Raw genomic sequence first — 17,969 nt, 5'->3', positions numbered from 1 at the left:
GCGCGGGTGCTCAGCTCTCGCGGGCCGAGGTGTCGTCGATCAGGAAGGCGGTGGTCGGGCTCGTGCCGGTCTCGTGGGAGACGAGCTTCAGGCCGACCGTGGTCCCCCAGCCGAGCTGGCCGATGACCGAGGAGAGGTCGACCGACTGGTACTGGTAGCCGCCGGTGGCGTTCTGGCTGGTCCAGGTCCTCAGCGTGCCGATCGGCTGCCCCGTGTACTGGTTGATCGCCACCAGGGACAGCGTGTCGGGCGCGGAGGCGGAGGTGTTGGTGGACTCGACGTCCAGCCAGAAGGAGAAGGTGGCCTGCCCGTAGCCCGGGTAGGTGTTCAGGTACGCGGTGATGGAGTCGTCCGTCCCGGTGTTCTGGCCGAGCCAGGCGTACCAGGAGCCGGAGTGCGGCGCGTGCAGGCTGGACGGGGTGATGGTGTTGTACCCCGACGGGCTCCAGGCGTCCGTCATCACGGTGTGGTTGACGTCGGCCGAGCCGTTCTCGAAACCGGCGTCGGTGAGCTGCTCGATCGTGCCGCAGCCCGACCCGCCGGAGGCGCTGAGGTTCTCCCAGAAGCCGGTGGACGCCGCCTTGCCCGCGCTGTCCGTCGCCGTCACGGTGATCCGCTGGTAGCCGCTGGTCGCGGCGGCGGTGCCGGAGATCACGCCGCTGTGCGCGTCGATGGCCAGCCCCTGCGGCAGCCCGGTGGCGCTGTAGGTGAGGGCCGAACCGGTGCCGGACACGCCCACCGCCGGGATCGACAGCGGTTGCCCGGCCTTGTCGGTCCGGTCGCACATGGTGCTCACCGAGACCGGCGGGCTCGACACGACCGGGTCCGAACCGACGCACAGGTGGTCGGAGTTGGACCACAGGGTCTGCAGCGGGAAGCTGCCCGTCGACAGGTTCTCGAAGAACAGCCCGCCGTTGGAGCCCTTCGGGATCCAGGCGCACTTGTCGCCGACCTCCTGGCCGGTGGCGTCGGTCCAGCCGCCCGGGGTGTTCGGGTCGGTCACCGTCTCCGCGTACTCGTGGCCGCCGATGATCCCGTAGCCGTCCAGCCGGCCCCGCGGGGTGTTCTCGCCGAACCAGTTGGTGCCGCAGCCGGCCACGTCCGACAGGTACGGCATGTTGGTGTAGGCGAGTTGGCCGTACGGCGAGCGCTGGAAGTCGTGCCAGGCGCAGTAGCCCAGCTCCTTCCACTTGTCCGGGTCGGTGCCCTGCGGCGAGTCGATGATGTACTGGACGTTGCGGTTCTGCGCCTCCGTCAGATTGCCGAAGTGCTTGGCGGCGGCCAGCGCCTCGGCACCGAGCTGCGGCTCGGTGGCGGCCTGCGGCGCGGGGGCGGCGTTGTCCACCCAGACGCCCGCGAGGACGCTCCCCGCCTGCGGGTACGGGATGTGCGCGGACCCGGCCGGGCACTGGACGGATCCGGTGGCGATGCCCTCGCAGTACTGGGTCAGCACGGCGCTCCAGCCGTCACCGGCGCTGCCGAGGCCCTTGAAGAAGTCCTGCTGGTACGGCGCGGCCTGGTCCGGGTCCCCGGTCGTCGTGACGTCACCGGTCGAGTTCGTCGACGGGGTGCCCCACTGGGAGCCCCAGAGCACCAGGTAGACCTTGGGCGCGCCGATCACCACACCGGTCGACTCCTGGCCGCCCTTGTAGGTGACCTGGAGGTCGTACTCGTTCGCGACGTTGCCGTCGCCGTTCTTGCCGGTGCCCGGGTCGGCGCCGTCCACCAGCTCGGGAGCCTTCTTGCCCCCGGTGTTCGCGGTGGCGACCGGGCCGGTCCTGGCTGCCTTGGCACGGTGCGGGCCGGACTTCTGCGGGGCTGCGGCCGTCTTCGGGGTGCCCGGCTGGGCGACCACGGTGACGGCCTGCGGTGCGTGGGAGTCGGCCATCGCGGACAGCGGGCTGCTCAGCGCGGCGCCGGACAGCGCGGCCGCGAGTGCCACCGCGGCGGTTCGTCGGCCGCGCCGGGCCCTTTCGGGCAGGCGGGATCGGAATCTGATCACAGGTCGGGTTCCGTCTCTCGTGACGTGGGGGGAGGAACGCAGGGCGCGGCGCGCACGCGGAGTCGACTGATCGCCGACGGATCGCGGCGGGGGACGGGGAACCGGATCTCACCCGGGCGCCGCTGTGCAATGCGCCATATGATATTTCACTGATGGGCGCGCACAAGGGTCCGCGCGCGGTGCCCGACAGCGCCGCCCACCCGCGGGCGGACCGCCCGACCGCGGTCCGGCCACTCCCCCGTACGGCGCCGTGCCTGCCCCACCCGGCCCGGTCGCCCACGCACCGAAGCCGTCGGCACCGGCGCGCCGACTCCCCGGACGGGCACGGATTTTAACTGCGCCTTACCCGAGCCGACCTCGTCTTGGCACTCCGCCCCAGGGACGGCGGCCGCGCTCAGCCTCGGACGGCGCCCGTGGCGAGACCGGCGGCGATCCGGCGCTGGACGAGGAGGAAGGCGACGACCACGGGCAGGGCGGTCAGGGTGGCGCCGGCCATGAGCCCGCCGTAGTCGGTGCCGAAGCTGGTCTGGAAGGAGACCAGCCAGATGGGCAGGGTGCGCTTGTCGTTGCTGGAGAGCAGGACGTAGGCGAGGACGTACTCGTTCCACGCCTGGACCAGCCCGAAGATCGAGGTGGCGACGAGCCCGGGGGCGAGCAGCGGCAGGGTGACGCGCCGGAACGCGCCGAGCCGTCCGCAGCCGTCCACCATCGCGGCCTCCTCCAGCTCCGGGGGGATGGCGACGATGAACCCGCGCAGCATCCACACGGTGAAGGGGAGCGCGAAGGCGAGGTAGGTGAGGATGACGCCGGTCAGGGTGTCGGTCAGGGCGAGGTCGTTGAGCAGCAGGTAGACGGGGATGACGAGGGCGATCAGCGGGATGGTCTGGACGCACAGCAGGACGAGGATCAGCGCCCGGCGCCCGGCGAAGGCGAACCGGGCGACGGCGAAGGCCGCGAGGGTGCCGACGAGCAGGGAGATCACCACCGTGCCGACGCCGATGAGGACGCTGGAGCGCACGTTGTCCCAGAAGGTGTCGGAGCCCATCGCCCGGCGGAAGTTGTCCAGGGTGAACGTGCCGGGCCAGAACTCTGGTGGCACGTGCAGGATCTGGCTCGCGGGCCGGAAGGCCGTCAGGACCATCCAGTAGACGGGGAAGGCCATGACGGCGGCGCCGATCAGCCCGGCGGTGTTCGCGAGGCGGCGGTTGCGGCGGCGCCGGCTGTCGGTGGTCATTCGACCTCTCCCGTCCGGAGGATCTGGCGCAGGTAGACGGCGGAGCCGACGAGGAGCAGCAGCACGGTGAGGATGGCGATGGCGGCTCCCGCGCTGTAGCGGTTGACGGCGAAGGACTCGATGAAGGAGTAGACGCCGAGCAGGTAGTAGTCGCGTTCGGGCTGGCCGCCGCGCATCAGCCAGATCTGGCTGAACACGCCGAAGTCCCAGATCGCCGACAGGGCCGCGACCACCACGAACAGCGGTCTGATCATCGGGAAGGTGACGTGGCGGAAGACCTGCGGTCCTCTGGCGCCGTCGACGCGGGCGGCCTCCTCCAGTTCGGGGGGCACCTGGACGACCGCCGCGTGCAGGGTGATGGCGGCGAAGGGGATCGCCCCCCAGACCACGACGGCGACGATGACGGCGTAGCCCTCCCAGGGGTTGTTGAACCAGTTGTGGCCGCGGAAGTCCGAGCCGGTGAGTTCGCCGAGCGCCCAGTTGGCGACGCCGTAGTCGGCGTCGGTGAGCCAGCGGAACACCGAGGCGGCGACCATGAACGGCATGGCCCACACGGCGACGAGAACGCCGACGATGATCACCCGCACCCAGCGGGAGACGGTGCGCAGCAGCATCGCGAAGCCCAGCCCGCCGAGCATGGTGAGCCCCGCGCAGACCGCGGCGAAGGCCACGGTGCGGGCGACGACCACCCAGAAGAAGCCGTCGGAGAGGACGGCCCGGTACTGGTCGAGGCCGACCCAGGCCGGGGATTCGCCGGAGAAGAGCTCCTTGCGGGTCATGTCCTTGAAGGAGAGCAGGACCATGTCGAGCAGCGGGTAGCCCAGGACCAGCAGCAGGGTGCCGATCATGGGCGCGATCAGCAGGTACGGGGTGGCCCGCTTGGCCACCCGCCGCCGGCCGGGGGCGCCGCCCGTGCGCACGGGGGTGCGCACGGCGGGCTCCACGGCCTCGTCAGTTCTTGTTGATGACGGCATCGATGCGCCCGTCCGCCGTCCTGGTGGCGTCCTCCACCGAGTGCTTGCCGGTGGCGATGTCCTCCAGCATCTCCTGGAGGATGTTGGCCTTCTCCACGGCGACCCAGCCGGGGGCCTGCGGGGTGACCCAGCCTCGGGCGGCGGCCTTCGCGGCGGGCCCGTTGACGCCCTTGGCGTCGACGTCGCCGAGTTGCGCGGTGTTGTTGGGCAGGGCGTTGGCCTTGATCAGGCGCTGCTGGGAGGTCCGGTCGGTGAAGAGCTTGATCCACTCCTGGGCGAGGTCCTTGTTCCTGGACTTCGCGGGGACGGCGAGTTCGGAGCCGCCGAGGAAGGGCGGCAGCGGTCCGCCGGAGGGGCCGGGGAAGGCGAAGGAGGCGAACTTGCCCTTGAGCTCCGGGTTGCCGCCGGACTGCGGGTCGGCGGCGGCGTCGGCCTCCCAGGTGTTGCCGTAGAAGACGCCGACCTTGCCCTGGCCGACGACGGCGGGCTCGTCGCCGTTGTCCTTGGAGCGGTCGCCGACGTAGTAGGAGTCGATCAGGCCCTTCCAGGCTTTCAGCCCTTCGACGGACTTGGGGCCGGAGAGGGCGCTCTGCCAATGGCCGTCCTTCTTGACGGCGATCTCGCCGCCGGTGTCCTTGACGAAGGCGAGGGCGGCGTACCAGTAGCGGCCGGGCATGTAGAGCGCGGAGAACGCCTTGTCCCCGGCGCCGTACCTGGCCTTGAGCGCGTCGAGGGCGGCGATCAGCTCCGGGTAGGTGTCGGGGGCTTTCGCCACTGCGGCCTGCTGGAACAGGTCCGTGCGGTAGATGCCGACGCGGGCACCGACGTAGTAGGGCACGCAGTAGGTCTTGCCGTTGTACTCGCAGGGTTCACGCAGGGCGCCCAGCCATTCACCCGCGTGGTCGAACTTCGAGGGGTCCACGGGCGCGAAGGCGTCGTTGACGATGTAGTTGACCGTCTCGCTGTTGCCCATCTCGATGACGTCGGGCACGTCGTGGCCGGCCAGGGCGGCGTCCACCTTCAGGTTCTTGGTGGTCCACTGCTGGTACTCGACCGAGACGTCCGTGCCCGGATGTGCCTGCTTGAAACGGGTGTTGACGGATTCCACCAGATCCGGCCAGCTCTCCTGGGCGTCGACGGTCAGCCAGACCGTGAGCTTCCCGGAGCCCTTGGAGCTGCCGGAGCCGCTCGAACACCCGGCCGCTGCCGCGGCCACCGCCAGGGTGGCGGCCGCCGCGACGACGCCTCGTAATCTTCTTGTCATGCCTGCTCCTCAATCCCGCCGACTGACGGTCGCAATTACCCAAGGGATGGTCAACTCACGCTGCTGGTACCGACTTTCGGCCATCACCGGCATCACCACACGACTGACGACACATCAGTTCACTGGTCTAGACACGTGGGGTTATACCTTCCGGGGCATAGATTGCCGCCACCCCCATCAACCCCGACAATGACGCAAAGGTCACCACCGGCAATCGAGCCACTCTTGACGGTCACCACCCCCGCAGGCACGGTGGCGGCATGACCGAGCTCAGTGCGCAGACCACGGACGCCAACGAACGACCCCTCAAGGTCAACTCCTGGAACGGCTGGGACCCGCTACGGCACGTGATCGTCGGCCGCGCCGACGGCACCATGGTCCAGGCACCCGAACTCGCCGTCCGCCGGGACTACCCCGACGACGGATTCCCGCTGGGCACCTACGGGCCGATGCCCGAGGACATGACCGCCGCGGCCAACGAGGAGCTCGACAACTTCGCCGAACTGCTGCGCAGGCGCGGCATCCGGGTCGACCGGCCCACCCCCATCGACTTCAGCGCCCCCGTCTCCACCCCCGAGTGGACGCAGGACTCCATGTTCGGCTGCATGCCGCCCCGGGACCTGCTGCTCACCGTGGGCAACGAGGTCCTCGAAGCGACCATGTCCTACCGCAGCCGGTGGTTCGAGTACCTCTGCTACCGGCCCGTCCTGCAGAAGCTCTTCGAGGCCGACGAGAAGATGCGCTGGGAGGCCGCGCCCAAGCCGCGCCTGACCGATGCCTCCTTCAACCCCGGGTTCTGGGACGTCTTCAACTCCCAGACCACGGAAGAGCAGTTGGCCCGCGTACGCGACTACGACCTGGTCCTCACCGAGGCCGAGCCGCTCTTCGACGCGGCCGACGTGGCCCGCTTCGGCAAGGACCTCTTCGTCCAGCTCTCCTTCGTCACCAACCGCAGCGGCTACGACTGGCTCAAGCGGCACTACCCCGAGCACCGCGTCCACGCGGTGACCTCCACCAACACCCACCCCCTGCACATCGACTCCACCTGGGTGCCGCTGCGCCCGGGCCTGGTGCTGCACTGCGGCGAGCGGCTCGCCGACCCGGAGCTGATGGAGTTCTTCAAGCTCAACGACTGGGAGATCGTGGAGGCGGTGCAGCCCGCGAGCTGGGACCACCCGCCGAAGCTCTCCTTCTGCAGCCCGTGGCTGGCGGCCAACATGCTCAACCTCGACCACAACACCCTGTGCGTGGAGGAGAACGAGGTCCGCCTCTCCGAGCAGCTCTCCTCCTACGGCTTCGAGATCGTGCCGGTGCCGTTCCGCGCGGTCGGCCCCTTCGGCGGCGGGCTGCACTGCTCCACCGTCGACATCGAGCGCGAGGGCGGGATGGAGGACTACTTCCCCCGGCGGTACGGGAAGTACTGACGAGAGCCTCCGGCAGGCTCTCGTGGCGCGCACCCGGGGCGTGATCTTCGACTTCTACGGAACGCTCGTCCGCATGGTCGCCCCCCTGCCGCCCAGCCACGCGTCGGTCTTCGACCGGCACGGGCTGGGCGTCCAGGGCGCCCGCTGGGGCGACCAGTGGTCCGTCGGCCCGGCCGACGGGGAGGAGCACACGGCCCACTCGGCCAGCGAACAGGCGTACCACACCTGGGAGTTGGACCGGCTGAAGACCAGGGCCAGGGGCTGCGGCGTACCCGCCGAGCAGCTCGAGGGCCTCGCGGCCGACCTCGACGCCGCCACCAAGGACATGCGCCTGGCGGTGTACGAGGACGTCCGCGCGACGCTCGCGGACCTTCGACGGCGCGGGCAGACGGTGGCGCTGTGCTCCAACTGGTTCTGGGACCTGGAGGGGGCCGTCGCCGCCGTCGGTCTCACCGGACTGTTCGACGTGGTGGTCACCTCGGCCCAAGCCGGGGCCCGCAAGCCACACCCCCTCATCTACCGTACGGCGCTGGAGGGTTGCGGCCTGCGGGCGGAGGAGGCCCTGTTCGTCGGGGACGCCTGGGGCCCCGACGTCGAGGGCCCGCTGGCCGCCGGCATGCGGGCCGCGCACCTGTGCCGTCCGGACGGCGCGGTGGACTTCGGCGAGGCCCCGCCGCTGCGCGACGGGGCCGCCCGGATCACCTCCCTGCGGGCCCTGACCGCCCTGCTGTAGGGGCTGCAGGGGCTGTAGGGACCGGTTCACGGTGGCGCAGCCGGTCGAGCAGGTTGCGGGTGACCTGCTCGACCGCCGCGTCCTGCCCCCGGCCGACGACGGTCGGCCAGTCGGTGGTCCCGGCCGTGAAGACGGTGCCGCCGCGGGTGTACAGGCCCATGGTGGCGGCGCGCGGGCCGGTACCGCCGGGCTCGCGTTCGGGGCAGTTCCAGTGGCTCCACCTCATGGTGTGGAAGTCCTCGTTGACCGGGCGCAGCACGTACAGGCCCAGGATGAGGAAGGAGTCGGGGGTGCCGTCCGCGCCGGTGGCCCGGGCGACGCCGTCGGCGTCGTAGGCGAAGGCGGCGCCGTCGCACTCGTACCCGATGAGCGGGGTGCCGGCGCCGAGCGCGTCGGCGGGGCCGCCGTCGGAGCCGTCACGCAGGCCCGTGCCCCGGTAGATCCAGTGGTCGGCGTGCTGGACGGTGTAGCCGTCCAGGGGCCGGTCGCCGGGCCATTCTCCGGGCCACATACCGCCGTTGCGGAAACTCACCCCGGTGAGGGAATTCTCGGGTTCGCCGACGCCCTCGGGTTTGTCGGCCCACCAGAGGTCCGTCGCCGGGAGGTGGGGGTAGACCCCTGCGACGTGGTGGTCGGTGTCGGAGACGAATGCCGTGTCCCCGTCGGTGAGATGAACGCGCCACCAGCAGGTGTTGGCGCTCAGGAAGGCCACGTTTCCGCCGCCCTCGACGAAGGATTCCACCCGGGCGCGCATGGCGGCGCTCCAGTATTCGTCGTGGCCGACGCTCAGCAGCAGATCGTAGGCGTCCAGGAGTTCCCGGTCCCGGTGCAGATCGAGGTCGGTGCAGTATTCGACCTCGTACCCGTTGCGTTCCAGCCAGGCGATGAACGGGGCGTCCCAGTGGGCCAGGTCGATGATGCCGCCGGGGCGGCGCATGCTCAGCTTGTGGCCGCGCGGGCCGGTGTCGGTGCCGTCGGCGCCGTCACGGTAGACGGGGTTGTCGTAGAGGCTGGCGGCGCGTTCGGCGGCGGGGTGGTCGGCGCGGTTGTAGGCGTGCCGGGTGAAGCTGGACTTCTTGTACAGGATGCGGGAACGGGTGCCCGGCCGTACGGGCCTGACCACGAAGAACTCCCGCTCGGGGCCCTCCAGGGTGTCGGCGTCCAGGGCCGGTTCCTCCGCTCCCCGTTCGACGAACAGCGCCACGTAGATGCCCGGCGCCCAGTCCTCGGGGACGGCGTACGCGTACGGCGGCCAGTCCCAGTCCCTCGCCGGGTCGGCGTGGCCGGGCACGCCGTCCGGGTGCGGTGGCGGCGGCCGGTGGACGCCCGTCAGCCACGGCGTCCGGGCGACGAACTCCACCTCCCGGCCGAGCCGGTGGAAGCTGAGCCGGAAGGCTTCCGCGTCCGTCGAGACGTGGAAGTCCAGCGTTTCCCCCGCGATGACGCTCTCCCTGCCGAAATAGCCCTCGATCACACCGTCCCCCAGGATTTGTCCGTTCACCCGAATGAGCGGACGGTCACGTTACCCCGCGCGCCACCTCCCGTTCCACGGGCCGGAGTTCGGCCAAGGATCACGCCTTTCCGGACAAGCCGTTCCGGAAACGTCTGCCGCTCCCCGGGCCCGGGTAGCGGAATTCGGGTTTCACCGCACCACTTTCAGCGCACCACTTTCAGCGCGCCAGGTTCACCGCACCACGTTCACCGCACGACTTCCTGCCACCGCCTGCCGAGGGGAATCGGATGGACGACCGGATCGACAACCGGATGGACAGCAGGCTGCACGTTCGCGAACTGATCCTGGGGATCGAGGGATTGGCGCTCCTGCGCAACGCCGTCGACGGCGACGAGGCTTTCCTGAAGGCCCGCGTCGAGGAGATCCGCAGGTTCGTCACCCAGGACGAGCAGCCGATGCCCGACGCCGACGCGGCGGTGAGTGAACTGGACCTCGCCACCGGCTACGCGGAGTGGGCCGAGCGGTACGACACGCTGCCCAGCTCCTTCATCCAGGTCGAGGAGCCGGTCGTCCACGGCATCCTCGACACGCTGCCCGCCGGGATCGCGCTCGACGCGGCCTGCGGCACCGGCCGCCAGACCGCCACCCTGCTCGCCCGCGGCCACCGCGTCATCGGGGTGGACCAGTCGCCCCAGATGATCGACCAGGCGCGCCGGCACTCCCCCGAGGCCGAGTACCGCCTCGGCCTGCTGGAGGCGCTGCCGCTGGAGGACGACTCCGTCGACGTGGCCGTCTGCTCCATGGCCATGACCCACCAGGACGAACTCACCACGGCCTTCGGCGAGTTGGCCCGCGTCGTCCGCCCCGGCGGGCGGATCGTCGTCACCGACCTGCACCCCTTCGTCATCGCCCTGCAGGGCCAGTGCGTCTTCGTGCGCGGCCCGGGCAGCCTCGGCTTCGTCCGCAACAGGCTCCACCTGCCCGGCGCGTACCTGGCCGCCATCGCGGCGGCGGGCCTGACACTGCGCGCCTGCCACGAGCCGGTGTTCAACGGCAGCCTGGCGCCCGGAGGTTACGAGGAGTTCGTGGCCGACGCCGCCCGCGCCGCCTGGGCGGGCCTGCCGCTGATGGTCGTCTGGGACGCGGAGGTGCCGGCATGACGGACCGGGGCCCGCACTGGACCACCGTGCGCCACAGCGAGCGCCCCGAGCTCTGGGACCGCATCCCGGAGGACTTCGCCGGCGTCGTGCCCGAGTACAACCTCCACGGCGACATCGGCGACCTCTACTGGGACCGGATGTTCAAGGAGTTCCCGGAGTACCAGTTCCTGCTCTACGACGAGCGGGCCGACGCCGTCCTCGGCACCGGCCGCTCGCTCCCCCGCGCCTGGGACGGCACGCCCGCCGGGCTCGGGAACGGGCTGGACGAGTCCATCGCGGCGGCCTTCACCGAACGCGAGGCCGGGATCGCGCCGACGGCCCTGTGCGCCCTCGGCGTGGAGGTCTCCCCGGCGCACCAGGGCCGGGGCCTGTCCAAGGTCCTGCTGCGGGAGCTGGCCGTCGTGGCACGCGCCGCCGGGCTGGACACCGTCATCGTGCCCGTCCGGCCGACCCACAAGGAGCTGTACCCGACGATCCCGATCGAGCGCTACGCCGCGTGGACGCGCGAGGACGGCTCGCCCTTCGACCCCTGGGTGCGCACCCAGGTCAAGGTCGGCGGCGTCCTCGCGCACGGCACGGCGCAGTCCTCGCGGATCACCGGCACGGTCGCCGAGTGGGAGTCCTGGACGGGCCTGGAGTTCCCCGAGGACGGCGACTACGTCTTCCCCCACGGTCTCGCGCCCGTCCACATCGACCGGGAGCGAGACCTGGGCACCTACTGGGAGCCGGGCGTGTGGATCACCCACGACGCCCGAGTTCACTGAGGAGCGAACTCCCGCAGCTGATCGCACTCCAGGCGTACTCGGTGAGCAGCGCCGCCTGGCCGGGGGTCACCCCGGGGCGCTGCTCGGCGGGCAGGCTGGCCAGGCCCAGGGTGGAGACGGCCCGGACGCGCAGCCGCTCCTGCTCGGGCCCGGCCGAGGCGCGCGGGCGGTCCGCCCCGAGCCGGCCCGCCACGGCCTCGGCCTGGGCGCCGAGGAGCACGGCGTGCAGCCACAGCTCCTCGGCGTACCGGTCGCCGAAGGCGTCGGCGACAGCCCGTACGGCCTCGGCGGGGCGGTGGGAAGCCTCGAGCCCGCGCAGCGCCTCCTCGCTCATGCCGGTGTGCGGGAGCGCCTCCCGCCAGGGAATGTGGGCGGAGGACTCGGTGCCCCAGGAGAGCTGGAGGTAGCCCTCGCCGTTGCGCATGTACGGCAGCCAGTCGGGCCGCTCCAGCACCGGGCCGTGGGCGAGCAGCGGCCGGGCGGTGGCCTCGTCGACGGGGCAGGCGGCCTTGCGCACGCCCTGGGAGGCGTGTCCGTTGATGGAGCTGGTGCCGGTGTGCTCGGTCACGTTCGGCACCGCCAGCAGCGCCATCCGCCCGCCCGGGCGCAGGAAGGCGGAGAGCACCTCGTCGTCGTGGCGGTCGGTGCTGCGGCGGCCGAACTCCCGGTAGCGCGCGGCCATTTCGACGGGCAGGCAGACGGCCAGGGTGGGGGTGAACTCCTGCGGCACGCCGCGCACCCAGGCCGCGCCGGCCAGGGCCGCCAGGCGGGAGAGCGCGCCGTTGCGGGCGTGCCAGTTGGTGTAGAAGACCAGCGCGTCCTCGGGGAAGCGGGCCGCCGCCCTGGTCACCAGGTCGATCAGGTCGGCGGGGGCGGCCACGTCGTCCTGGACCATCAGGTGGTGGGTGGCGGTCGCCTCCGCCTGCCCCCAGGCCACCAGCGCCGTGCGCAGCGCGGACGGGCCGGCGTCCGGGTCCGGGTCCACGGCGAGGTTGCCGACTCCGAGCCGGGCCGCCAGCTCCTCGGCCTGCGCCCGGCGCACCGGGTGGGTCATCACGGAGGCGCTGACGCGGGGTGTGGCGGCGGATGCGGCACTCATCGGGTGCTCCTTCGTCGTACGGCGCGGTGGCGGGTGAGGTCGTCCGGTGATCGATCGTGGCAGATTCCGAATGGGCGGTTTGCGCAGGGATTGGGAATCGGCCGGAAAAGGCCCCTCGGAAATCGGCCAGGAACGCAAGGTGTCCGGAACTCGATGCCTACTCCCGGCCTTTACGGGCAGGGTAGGAGAAGCCTGTTTGCCCGTCCAACGAAGGAGAACCATGGGTGCCGATCGTCTCGACCTGGTCTCCAAGCTTTACCAACCGTCGAGCTGGCCGAGAATTCTGGAGGTTGCGTCGGGTGCCCGTTCCCGTGCCCCGCTCGTCGTCGATCTCGATCCGACTACTTTCTGCGACCTGGCATGCCCGGAGTGCATCAGCGGAAAACTCCTGAACCAGGGCCGTTTCACCGCGGACCGTCTGTCCGAACTCGCCGGGGAACTGGTGGAGATGTCCGTCCGGGCGGTCATCCTCATCGGTGGCGGGGAACCGCTCGCCCATTCCGGGACCAAGCGGGTGCTGCGCGTCCTCGGGGAGGCCGGCATAGCGATCGGCGTGGTCACCAACGGCACGCTGATCAGGCAGAACCTCGACGAACTGGCCGCCTACGCCTCCTGGGTGCGCGTCTCGATGGACGCCGGCACCAAGGCGACGTACGGCGTTTTCCGGCCCGACCGCAAGGGCGCCAGCGTCTTCGACAAGGTGGTCGCCAACATGCGGCTGCTCGCCGAGGCGAAAAGCGGAGCGCTCGGTTACTCGTTCCTCCTCATGTCCCGCCGGGAAGCGGACGGGAATACCGTCAGCAATCACCACGAGGTGCTCACCGCCGCCGAATTGGCATATGACATCGGATGCGATTACTTCGAGGTCAAGGCCATGTTCGACGACGATCACCACATCGTCCCGGTCGCCGATTCCCTGCTCGCCTCCGTCGAGGACCAGCTGGCGCAAGCCGCCCGTCTGGAGAGCGAAACATTCCAGATCGTCAACTCCTCCACCCTGCATTCTCTGCGCAACCACCGCGGCCCGGTGCAGCCGAAGGACTACGAACGGTGCCGTATCGCCGAATTGCGCACACTGGTGACGCCGTCCGGGGTCTACGCGTGCTCGTACCACCGCGGGAACGAGAAGGCGAAGATCGGCGACGCCGTCACCCAGAGCCTCGCCGAGATCTGGCGCGACTCCGACCGCGGCCTGGTGAACCCGAGCTCCGACTGCCGGTTCCACTGCGCCCGCCACGCCTCCAACCTGGAGCTGGAGAGGATCGGCGAGGGCAACGGCGCCCCCGTCCTCGACTCCGACTACGACCCCTTCATCTGACCCGGGACGGCTGAACGTCCGCACGCCTGAACGACGAAGGCGCCGCCGGTCCCCCGAACTCGGGAGGACCGGCGGCGCCGCCTCGATGCTTCTAGAGCCTGAACCCCGCCGCCCGTACGGGCATCACCCGCACGTCGGGGTGGCCCTCGTAGGCGGTGCGCAGCCGGGCGGCGGTCGCCTCCGCCTCGTCCGCCGGGCAGACGCCCACCAGGGCCCCGCCGCCGCCGGCGCCGCTGAGCTTGAGGGGCAGGCCCACGCGGTCGCCGGCGAGGTGCCTGAGGCGCTCCAGGAACGGCGTGGACATCGCCTGGTAGTCCCGCATCGCCACGTGGGCCCGGCCCATCGCGTCCCCGAGGGCGGTGAGGTCGCGGGCGCCGAGGGCCTTCCACACCTCCGCGGAGGCGGCGTCGGCGGTGGCCATGTAGTCGGCGAGCTTCGGGTCCCCGTCGGCGAGCTGCGCCCGGACGATGCGGATGTGGTCGCCGGTGGACTTGGCGGTGGCGGAGTCCACCACCAGGACCGTCCAGTCCTCCGGGAAAAGGGCCCGCTCGCGGATGACGGGCAGCCCGGTGGTGCGGCCCTCCAGCAGCAGCGCGCCGCCCTGGATCACGGCCGTCTGGTCCATCCCGCCGCCGTTGAAGACGAGGAACTCGAAGTGGTACGCCCAGTGGCTGACGGTCTCCACATCGACCTCGGCGGAGCGGCCGCAGGCCGCGAGGTACGCCTCGAAGAGGGCGACGATCAGCGCCGTGGAGGAGGACAGCCCGCTGGCGGCCGGGGCGTCGCTGCCGACCCGTACGGCGGGCGCCCGCTCCGGGAGGCCGGGCAGCCGGGCGCGCAGGTACGCCCACACCTCCCGCGCCCAGCCGCCGGTGCTCCCGGGCCCGTCCGCCCTGCCGGAGGGGAGCACCTCCACCGTGGTCGTCAGGTCGAGCGCCACGCTGACCGAGCGGCCGCCCAGCCAGTCCAGGTCCTCCCCGGACAGGCAGGCCCGGCAGGGCACCACCGCGCGGACCGGGTTCCGAACCGGCAGGGATCGGCTCATCGGGTCCGGGCTCATCGGGTCCGGGCTCATCGGGCCTGGAACCTCCCCGTCTCGCGGAAGACCTCGTACAGCTCCAGCACGGCGGCCGTGGCCCGGTACAGCGGCTCCGGCGGGTCCTTCGGGTCGAAGAACCCCGCCCGTAGCACCTCGTCCGCCCCGGGTCGGACCGTCCCGGTCCAGCGGTGCGCGGCGAAGCAGAGCGCGAAGCACTGGGCCACGTCGCCGCCCGGGTAGGTGAGGGTGTGGAGTCCGGGGTCGGAGAAGGAGGCGAAGGGGACGAGGTCCGCCTCCTCGACGTGCAGGCCCGTCTCCTCCTCCAACTCCCGTGCGGCGGTGGCGGCGAAGGTGTCCCCCTCCTCGCAGGCTCCGGCGGGAAGCTCCCAGAGGCCGTTGTCACTGCGCTTCTGGAGCAGACAGCGCCCCTGGTCGTCCAGGACGAGAACCTGGGCGCCGGGCAGCAGGAGCAACTGGCTCCCCACCTTCTGACGCAGCTTCCACACGTACGAGCCGACGTAACTCACGTACTCTCCCTACCTGTTGGGCCCGGACTGGCTCAGACGGACCGGCTCAGACGGACCGGCTCAGACGGACCGGCTCAGGCGCTACGGTCGGCCGCCGTGGCGCGCAGCCACTCCGGGACGGCCTGCGGGTTGGCCTTCAGCCAGCGTACGTACCGCTCGACGCCCTCGCGGACGTCGATGCGCGGGGTGAAGCGCAGGAGTTCGCGCATCCGCTCGGTGGCGGCGTAGCCGCCCAGCGGGTCGCCCTCCGGGAGCGGGGTGACGATCTGGCGCGAGCCCGGGTAGTGCGGTGAGATCAGGTCGGCCACGTCGCGCACCGAAGTGGGCTGTCCGGTACCGACGTTGATGATCTGTCCGGCCGCCTTGGGCTCGACGAGGGCGAGCACGGTCGCCGCCGCGATGTCGTCCACGTGGACGAGGTCGCGGACCTGGACGCCGCCGCCGTTGAGGTGGATCGGCAGGCCGAGGTGGGCGTGCATGGACATCCACGCGACCATCCACGAGTGGCTGCCGGGCTTGGGGATCTGCGGGTCCCCGTAGACCGAGAAGTAGCGCAGCACGGTGAACTCGGGCCTGTCCGGCGCGGCCAGCATCAGCCGGGCCTGGTGCTCGGCCCAGAGCTTGGTGTTGGCGTAGACCGAGACGGGCACGAGGGGCTGGTCCTCGCGGAAGACCTGCGGGCCGGTGACGCCCGGGTCGCCGTTGCCGTAGACGGCGGCCGAGGAGATGAACACCAGCCGGCGCACCTCGGAGGCGGCGATCTCCTCTAGCACGGTCTCGGTGCCGCGCACGTTCGCCTCGAAGGCCACGTCGGGGTGGCGGGTGCAGGCGGCGACGTCGGCGTACGCGGCGGCGTGGATCACGTAGTCGGCGCCCTTGACGACGCTCCGCACGGTCTCCCGGTCGCAGATGTCGCCGACGGCCAACTCGGCGCCGAGGCGGTCGAGTCCGAACAGCTCGCGGACGTCCTCGGGGTACGCGTCGAGGCGGTCCAGCACGGTGACGGCGGCGCCGGCCCGGCGCGCCAGGGCGACGACGCGGCTTCCGACCAGTCCGCCTCCGCCCGTGACGGCGACGCGGGCGTCCCGTAGTTGACTCAGGCGCTGCAGTAACGATTCTTCGGATGCGGCGCCCTGGGATTCGGACCCCAGGGATGCTGCCTGCACGCTGGGCGCGTTCATCGGTTCCCCTCCGGTTTCTGCGCGGGAGCGGTGGCCCGGACAGCATGCTTTTGCTTCACAGGGGACGACAAGGGTGCCTTTTCGGCCCTCCTGACATGTCATCAAGACGCCTTTGTTTCAAGGTCGAAGCCGCCTGGTAGCTTCCCTGCGCGGCCCGAACGGGCGCGGAACGGACGCGGAACGGACGCTTCCGTCCGACCGCCCCGGCGGAGCGCGGCCACCCACGCCCGAGGAGACGCGGAGCACCGTGATGCCTGGAACCAGCTCGACCCGCCACCGGATGAGCGGTTCGGTGATGACCCATCCCAAGCGGCTCGACGCGGCCCGCAGGATCGCCGCCGACGCCCCGCCCGGCGCCCTGTCCGTGGTCGTCGACCCGGACCCGACCGGCCGGCCCTCCGTGCTGCGCACCGCCCTGGCCGCCTGGTCGGCGATCGGGGAGGGGGCCACCCACCACCTCGTCGTCCAGGACGACATGATCCTCTCCGACGGCTTCTTCGAGCGCGCCCACCGGGCCGTCGAGGCGATGCCGGACGCCGCGCTCGCCCTCTTCGCCCTCTGGGACTCCCGCAACGGCGCGGCCGCCCGCTTCGCCGCCCTCTCCGGCGCCCGCTGGGTGGGCGCGGTCGGCGAGTACTTCCCGTGCGTGGCCATCATCCTGCCGCGCGCCGTCGCCGCCGGGTACGTCGAGTACGCGAGCCGCCACCTCTTCGCGTGGCCCGACGACATCCTGATGGACCGCTACCTGCGCGCCGCCGGCGTCCCCCGCTTCGTCGCCGTGCCCAACCTCGCCGAGCACGACGACCAGGGCAGCATCTCCGGCAACGCCTTCCGCGGCCCGCGCCGCTCCGTCTGCTTCCTCCCCACCGACCAACCCGGCGACGAGGAACACCATCTGACGGACCTTCAGGTAATCCCCTACTTCAAGTACGGCATCGCCCGCTGCGACGTCCGCCAACCCGGCCCCGGCCGCCCCCGCTGGCTGCACATCGACTGCGAGCAGTACCTGGAGGGCCGGGGCGTCCCCGTCTCCTCCCTCCGCTCCCGCCTCCCCCGCTCCACCGGCGCCGTCGACCCGCAGATCGCCTGGGGCACCTGGCTGACGGCGTACACCACGGGCCTCGTCCATCACGAACTGCCCGTCCTCGGCGAGCCCGAGCCCGCCGTCCTCGACGAGTGCCTCGCCACCCTCGGCATCGGCGGCATCGCCCAGAACGGCACCGCCGAGGAGATCGCCGCCCTCCGCGACGGCCTCGCCGAGCTCACCCGCCAGGGCCTCCTCGCCGGCCGGGAGGACGCCCCCGGCCCGGCCCGCCGCCGCCACCGGCCCTCCCCCACCGTCGCCGTCCTCGGCGCCGACACCCCCCTCGGCGAACACCTCGCCCGCGGCCTCGCCGACCACGGCCACCACCTCGTCGAGGCCACCGCCTCACCGGACGCCGTCGTCGAACTCCCCGCCGCCGACGGCCCCCTCCTCATCCACCGCCCCTCCGCCGAGCCGCTGACCCTCCACCTCGGAGACCTCTACGGCCCGGGCACCTCCCGCCACACCCCCATCGGCCGCATGGTCTGGAGCGCCCTGCGCAGCCACCCCGTCGTCATCGACGGCGACCCGGACGCCCCCCTCCACCCGCTCCACGTCAAGGACCTGCTCTCCGCCCTCTCCCTCCTCCTCCAGACCCCGCCCGCCGCCACCGCCCTCACCCTCACGCTCACCGACGAGAAGCCCCTCACCACCCGCGACCTCGCCGAAACCGTCCACCGCGTCGTCCGCCCCGTCCCCGTCGACCTCACCCC

General features: G+C 71.5%; 15 protein-coding genes. 6 read left to right on the top strand and 9 right to left on the bottom strand.

The window, feature by feature from the left end; genetic code table 11:
* Window positions 1-10 precede the first annotated feature (10 nt).
* The 4 genes from IH61_RS43475 to IH61_RS0134680 all read right to left on the bottom strand — a co-directional run bounded on the left by IH61_RS43475 (window position 11) and on the right by IH61_RS0134680 (window position 5,474).
* Entirely contained in the window at window positions 11-1,942 is a 1,932-nt protein-coding gene (locus IH61_RS43475; RefSeq protein WP_051838555.1) for a putative Ig domain-containing protein, read from the bottom strand.
* A 454-nt stretch (window positions 1,943-2,396) separates the two neighbouring features.
* Entirely contained in the window at window positions 2,397-3,236 is an 840-nt protein-coding gene (locus IH61_RS0134690; protein ID WP_031077349.1) for a carbohydrate ABC transporter permease, read from the bottom strand.
* The gene (locus tag IH61_RS0134685; RefSeq protein WP_051838554.1) at window positions 3,233-4,210 is read right to left on the bottom strand and encodes a carbohydrate ABC transporter permease; all 978 of its coding nucleotides are present in this window, start codon (window positions 4,208-4,210) and stop codon (window positions 3,233-3,235) included. The genes IH61_RS0134690 and IH61_RS0134685 overlap by 4 nt, the downstream gene beginning before the upstream one ends.
* Window positions 4,188-5,474, bottom strand: coding sequence for an extracellular solute-binding protein (locus IH61_RS0134680; protein WP_031077345.1), 1,287 nt, complete (start codon window positions 5,472-5,474; stop codon window positions 4,188-4,190). Before IH61_RS0134680 ends, IH61_RS0134685 begins: the two co-directional genes overlap by 23 nt.
* Before the next feature lie 260 nt (window positions 5,475-5,734).
* On the opposite strand from IH61_RS0134680, the gene IH61_RS0134675 reads away from it, so the two are divergent.
* Both IH61_RS0134675 and IH61_RS0134670 read left to right on the top strand, forming a co-directional pair.
* A complete protein-coding gene (locus tag IH61_RS0134675) occupies window positions 5,735-6,898 on the top strand; it encodes a serine/threonine protein kinase (RefSeq protein WP_031077343.1) in 1,164 nt (387 codons plus the stop codon).
* 22 nt (window positions 6,899-6,920) lie between these two features.
* Window positions 6,921-7,631, top strand: a complete 711-nt coding sequence (locus IH61_RS0134670; RefSeq protein ID WP_031077341.1) for an HAD family hydrolase — start codon at window positions 6,921-6,923, stop codon at window positions 7,629-7,631.
* Here the strand turns inward: IH61_RS0134670 and IH61_RS0134665 are convergent.
* Window positions 7,597-9,132, bottom strand: coding sequence for a N,N-dimethylformamidase beta subunit family domain-containing protein (locus IH61_RS0134665; RefSeq protein WP_234327456.1), 1,536 nt, complete (start codon window positions 9,130-9,132; stop codon window positions 7,597-7,599). The genes IH61_RS0134670 and IH61_RS0134665 overlap by 35 nt on opposite strands.
* Window positions 9,133-9,371: 239 nt before the next feature.
* Between IH61_RS0134665 and IH61_RS0134660 the strand changes: the two genes are divergently transcribed.
* Window positions 9,372-10,244 (top strand): class I SAM-dependent methyltransferase, encoded by an 873-nt coding sequence (locus IH61_RS0134660; RefSeq protein WP_234327455.1) that lies wholly within the window; start codon window positions 9,372-9,374, stop codon window positions 10,242-10,244.
* Window positions 10,241-11,008: a GNAT family N-acetyltransferase gene (locus tag IH61_RS0134655; protein ID WP_031077324.1), complete on the top strand. Its 768-nt coding sequence runs from the start codon at window positions 10,241-10,243 to the stop codon at window positions 11,006-11,008. Before IH61_RS0134660 ends, IH61_RS0134655 begins: the two co-directional genes overlap by 4 nt.
* Here IH61_RS0134655 and IH61_RS41920 read toward each other — a convergent pair.
* Window positions 10,983-12,107, bottom strand: a complete 1,125-nt coding sequence (locus IH61_RS41920; RefSeq protein ID WP_037973751.1) for a hypothetical protein — start codon at window positions 12,105-12,107, stop codon at window positions 10,983-10,985. The genes IH61_RS0134655 and IH61_RS41920 overlap by 26 nt on opposite strands.
* Window positions 12,108-12,327: 220 nt before the next feature.
* On the opposite strand from IH61_RS41920, the gene IH61_RS0134645 reads away from it, so the two are divergent.
* Window positions 12,328-13,425, top strand: coding sequence for a radical SAM protein (locus tag IH61_RS0134645; RefSeq protein WP_031077314.1), 1,098 nt, complete (start codon window positions 12,328-12,330; stop codon window positions 13,423-13,425).
* 91 nt (window positions 13,426-13,516) lie between these two features.
* Here IH61_RS0134645 and IH61_RS0134640 read toward each other — a convergent pair whose 3' ends face one another.
* From IH61_RS0134640 to IH61_RS0134630, 3 genes are all read right to left on the bottom strand, one after another.
* Window positions 13,517-14,470, bottom strand: coding sequence for a mevalonate kinase (locus IH61_RS0134640; RefSeq protein WP_234327454.1), 954 nt, complete (start codon window positions 14,468-14,470; stop codon window positions 13,517-13,519).
* Between the two features lie 26 nt (window positions 14,471-14,496).
* Entirely contained in the window at window positions 14,497-14,991 is a 495-nt protein-coding gene (locus tag IH61_RS0134635; RefSeq protein WP_031077308.1) for an NUDIX domain-containing protein, read from the bottom strand.
* Between the two features lie 74 nt (window positions 14,992-15,065).
* A complete protein-coding gene (locus IH61_RS0134630; protein WP_078911615.1) occupies window positions 15,066-16,172 on the bottom strand; it encodes an NAD-dependent epimerase/dehydratase family protein in 1,107 nt (368 codons plus the stop codon).
* A 250-nt stretch (window positions 16,173-16,422) separates the two neighbouring features.
* On the opposite strand from IH61_RS0134630, the gene IH61_RS49790 reads away from it, so the two are divergent.
* Window positions 16,423-17,969: hypothetical protein (locus IH61_RS49790; RefSeq protein ID WP_158845611.1), on the top strand; the 1,547-nt coding region annotated here is incomplete at its 3' end.

The sequence above is a fragment of the Streptomyces sp. NRRL WC-3742 genome, assembly GCF_000720635.1.
Taxonomy (GTDB): Bacteria; Actinomycetota; Actinomycetes; order Streptomycetales; family Streptomycetaceae; genus Kitasatospora.
The sequence above is the reverse complement of the archived record's forward strand: the minus strand, read 5'-3'. Positions and strand labels throughout refer to the sequence as shown.

Bases quoted from the DNA above. Each gene is read 5' to 3' on its own strand.
- IH61_RS0134690 (WP_031077349.1), bottom strand. From the start codon at position 3,236: ATGACCACCGACAGCCGGCGCCGCCGCAACCGCCGCCTCGCGAACACC.
- IH61_RS0134685 (WP_051838554.1), bottom strand. From the start codon at position 4,210: ATGCCGTCATCAACAAGAACTGACGAGGCCGTGGAGCCCGCCGTGCGC.
- IH61_RS0134680 (WP_031077345.1), bottom strand. From the start codon at position 5,474: ATGACAAGAAGATTACGAGGCGTCGTCGCGGCGGCCGCCACCCTGGCG.
- IH61_RS0134675 (WP_031077343.1), top strand. From the start codon at position 5,735: ATGACCGAGCTCAGTGCGCAGACCACGGACGCCAACGAACGACCCCTC.
- IH61_RS0134660 (WP_234327455.1), top strand. From the start codon at position 9,372: ATGGACGACCGGATCGACAACCGGATGGACAGCAGGCTGCACGTTCGC.
- IH61_RS0134655 (WP_031077324.1), top strand. From the start codon at position 10,241: ATGACGGACCGGGGCCCGCACTGGACCACCGTGCGCCACAGCGAGCGC.
- IH61_RS41920 (WP_037973751.1), bottom strand. From the start codon at position 12,107: ATGAGTGCCGCATCCGCCGCCACACCCCGCGTCAGCGCCTCCGTGATG.
- IH61_RS0134645 (WP_031077314.1), top strand. From the start codon at position 12,328: ATGGGTGCCGATCGTCTCGACCTGGTCTCCAAGCTTTACCAACCGTCG.
- IH61_RS0134640 (WP_234327454.1), bottom strand. From the start codon at position 14,470: ATGAGCCGATCCCTGCCGGTTCGGAACCCGGTCCGCGCGGTGGTGCCC.
- IH61_RS0134630 (WP_078911615.1), bottom strand. From the start codon at position 16,172: ATGAACGCGCCCAGCGTGCAGGCAGCATCCCTGGGGTCCGAATCCCAG.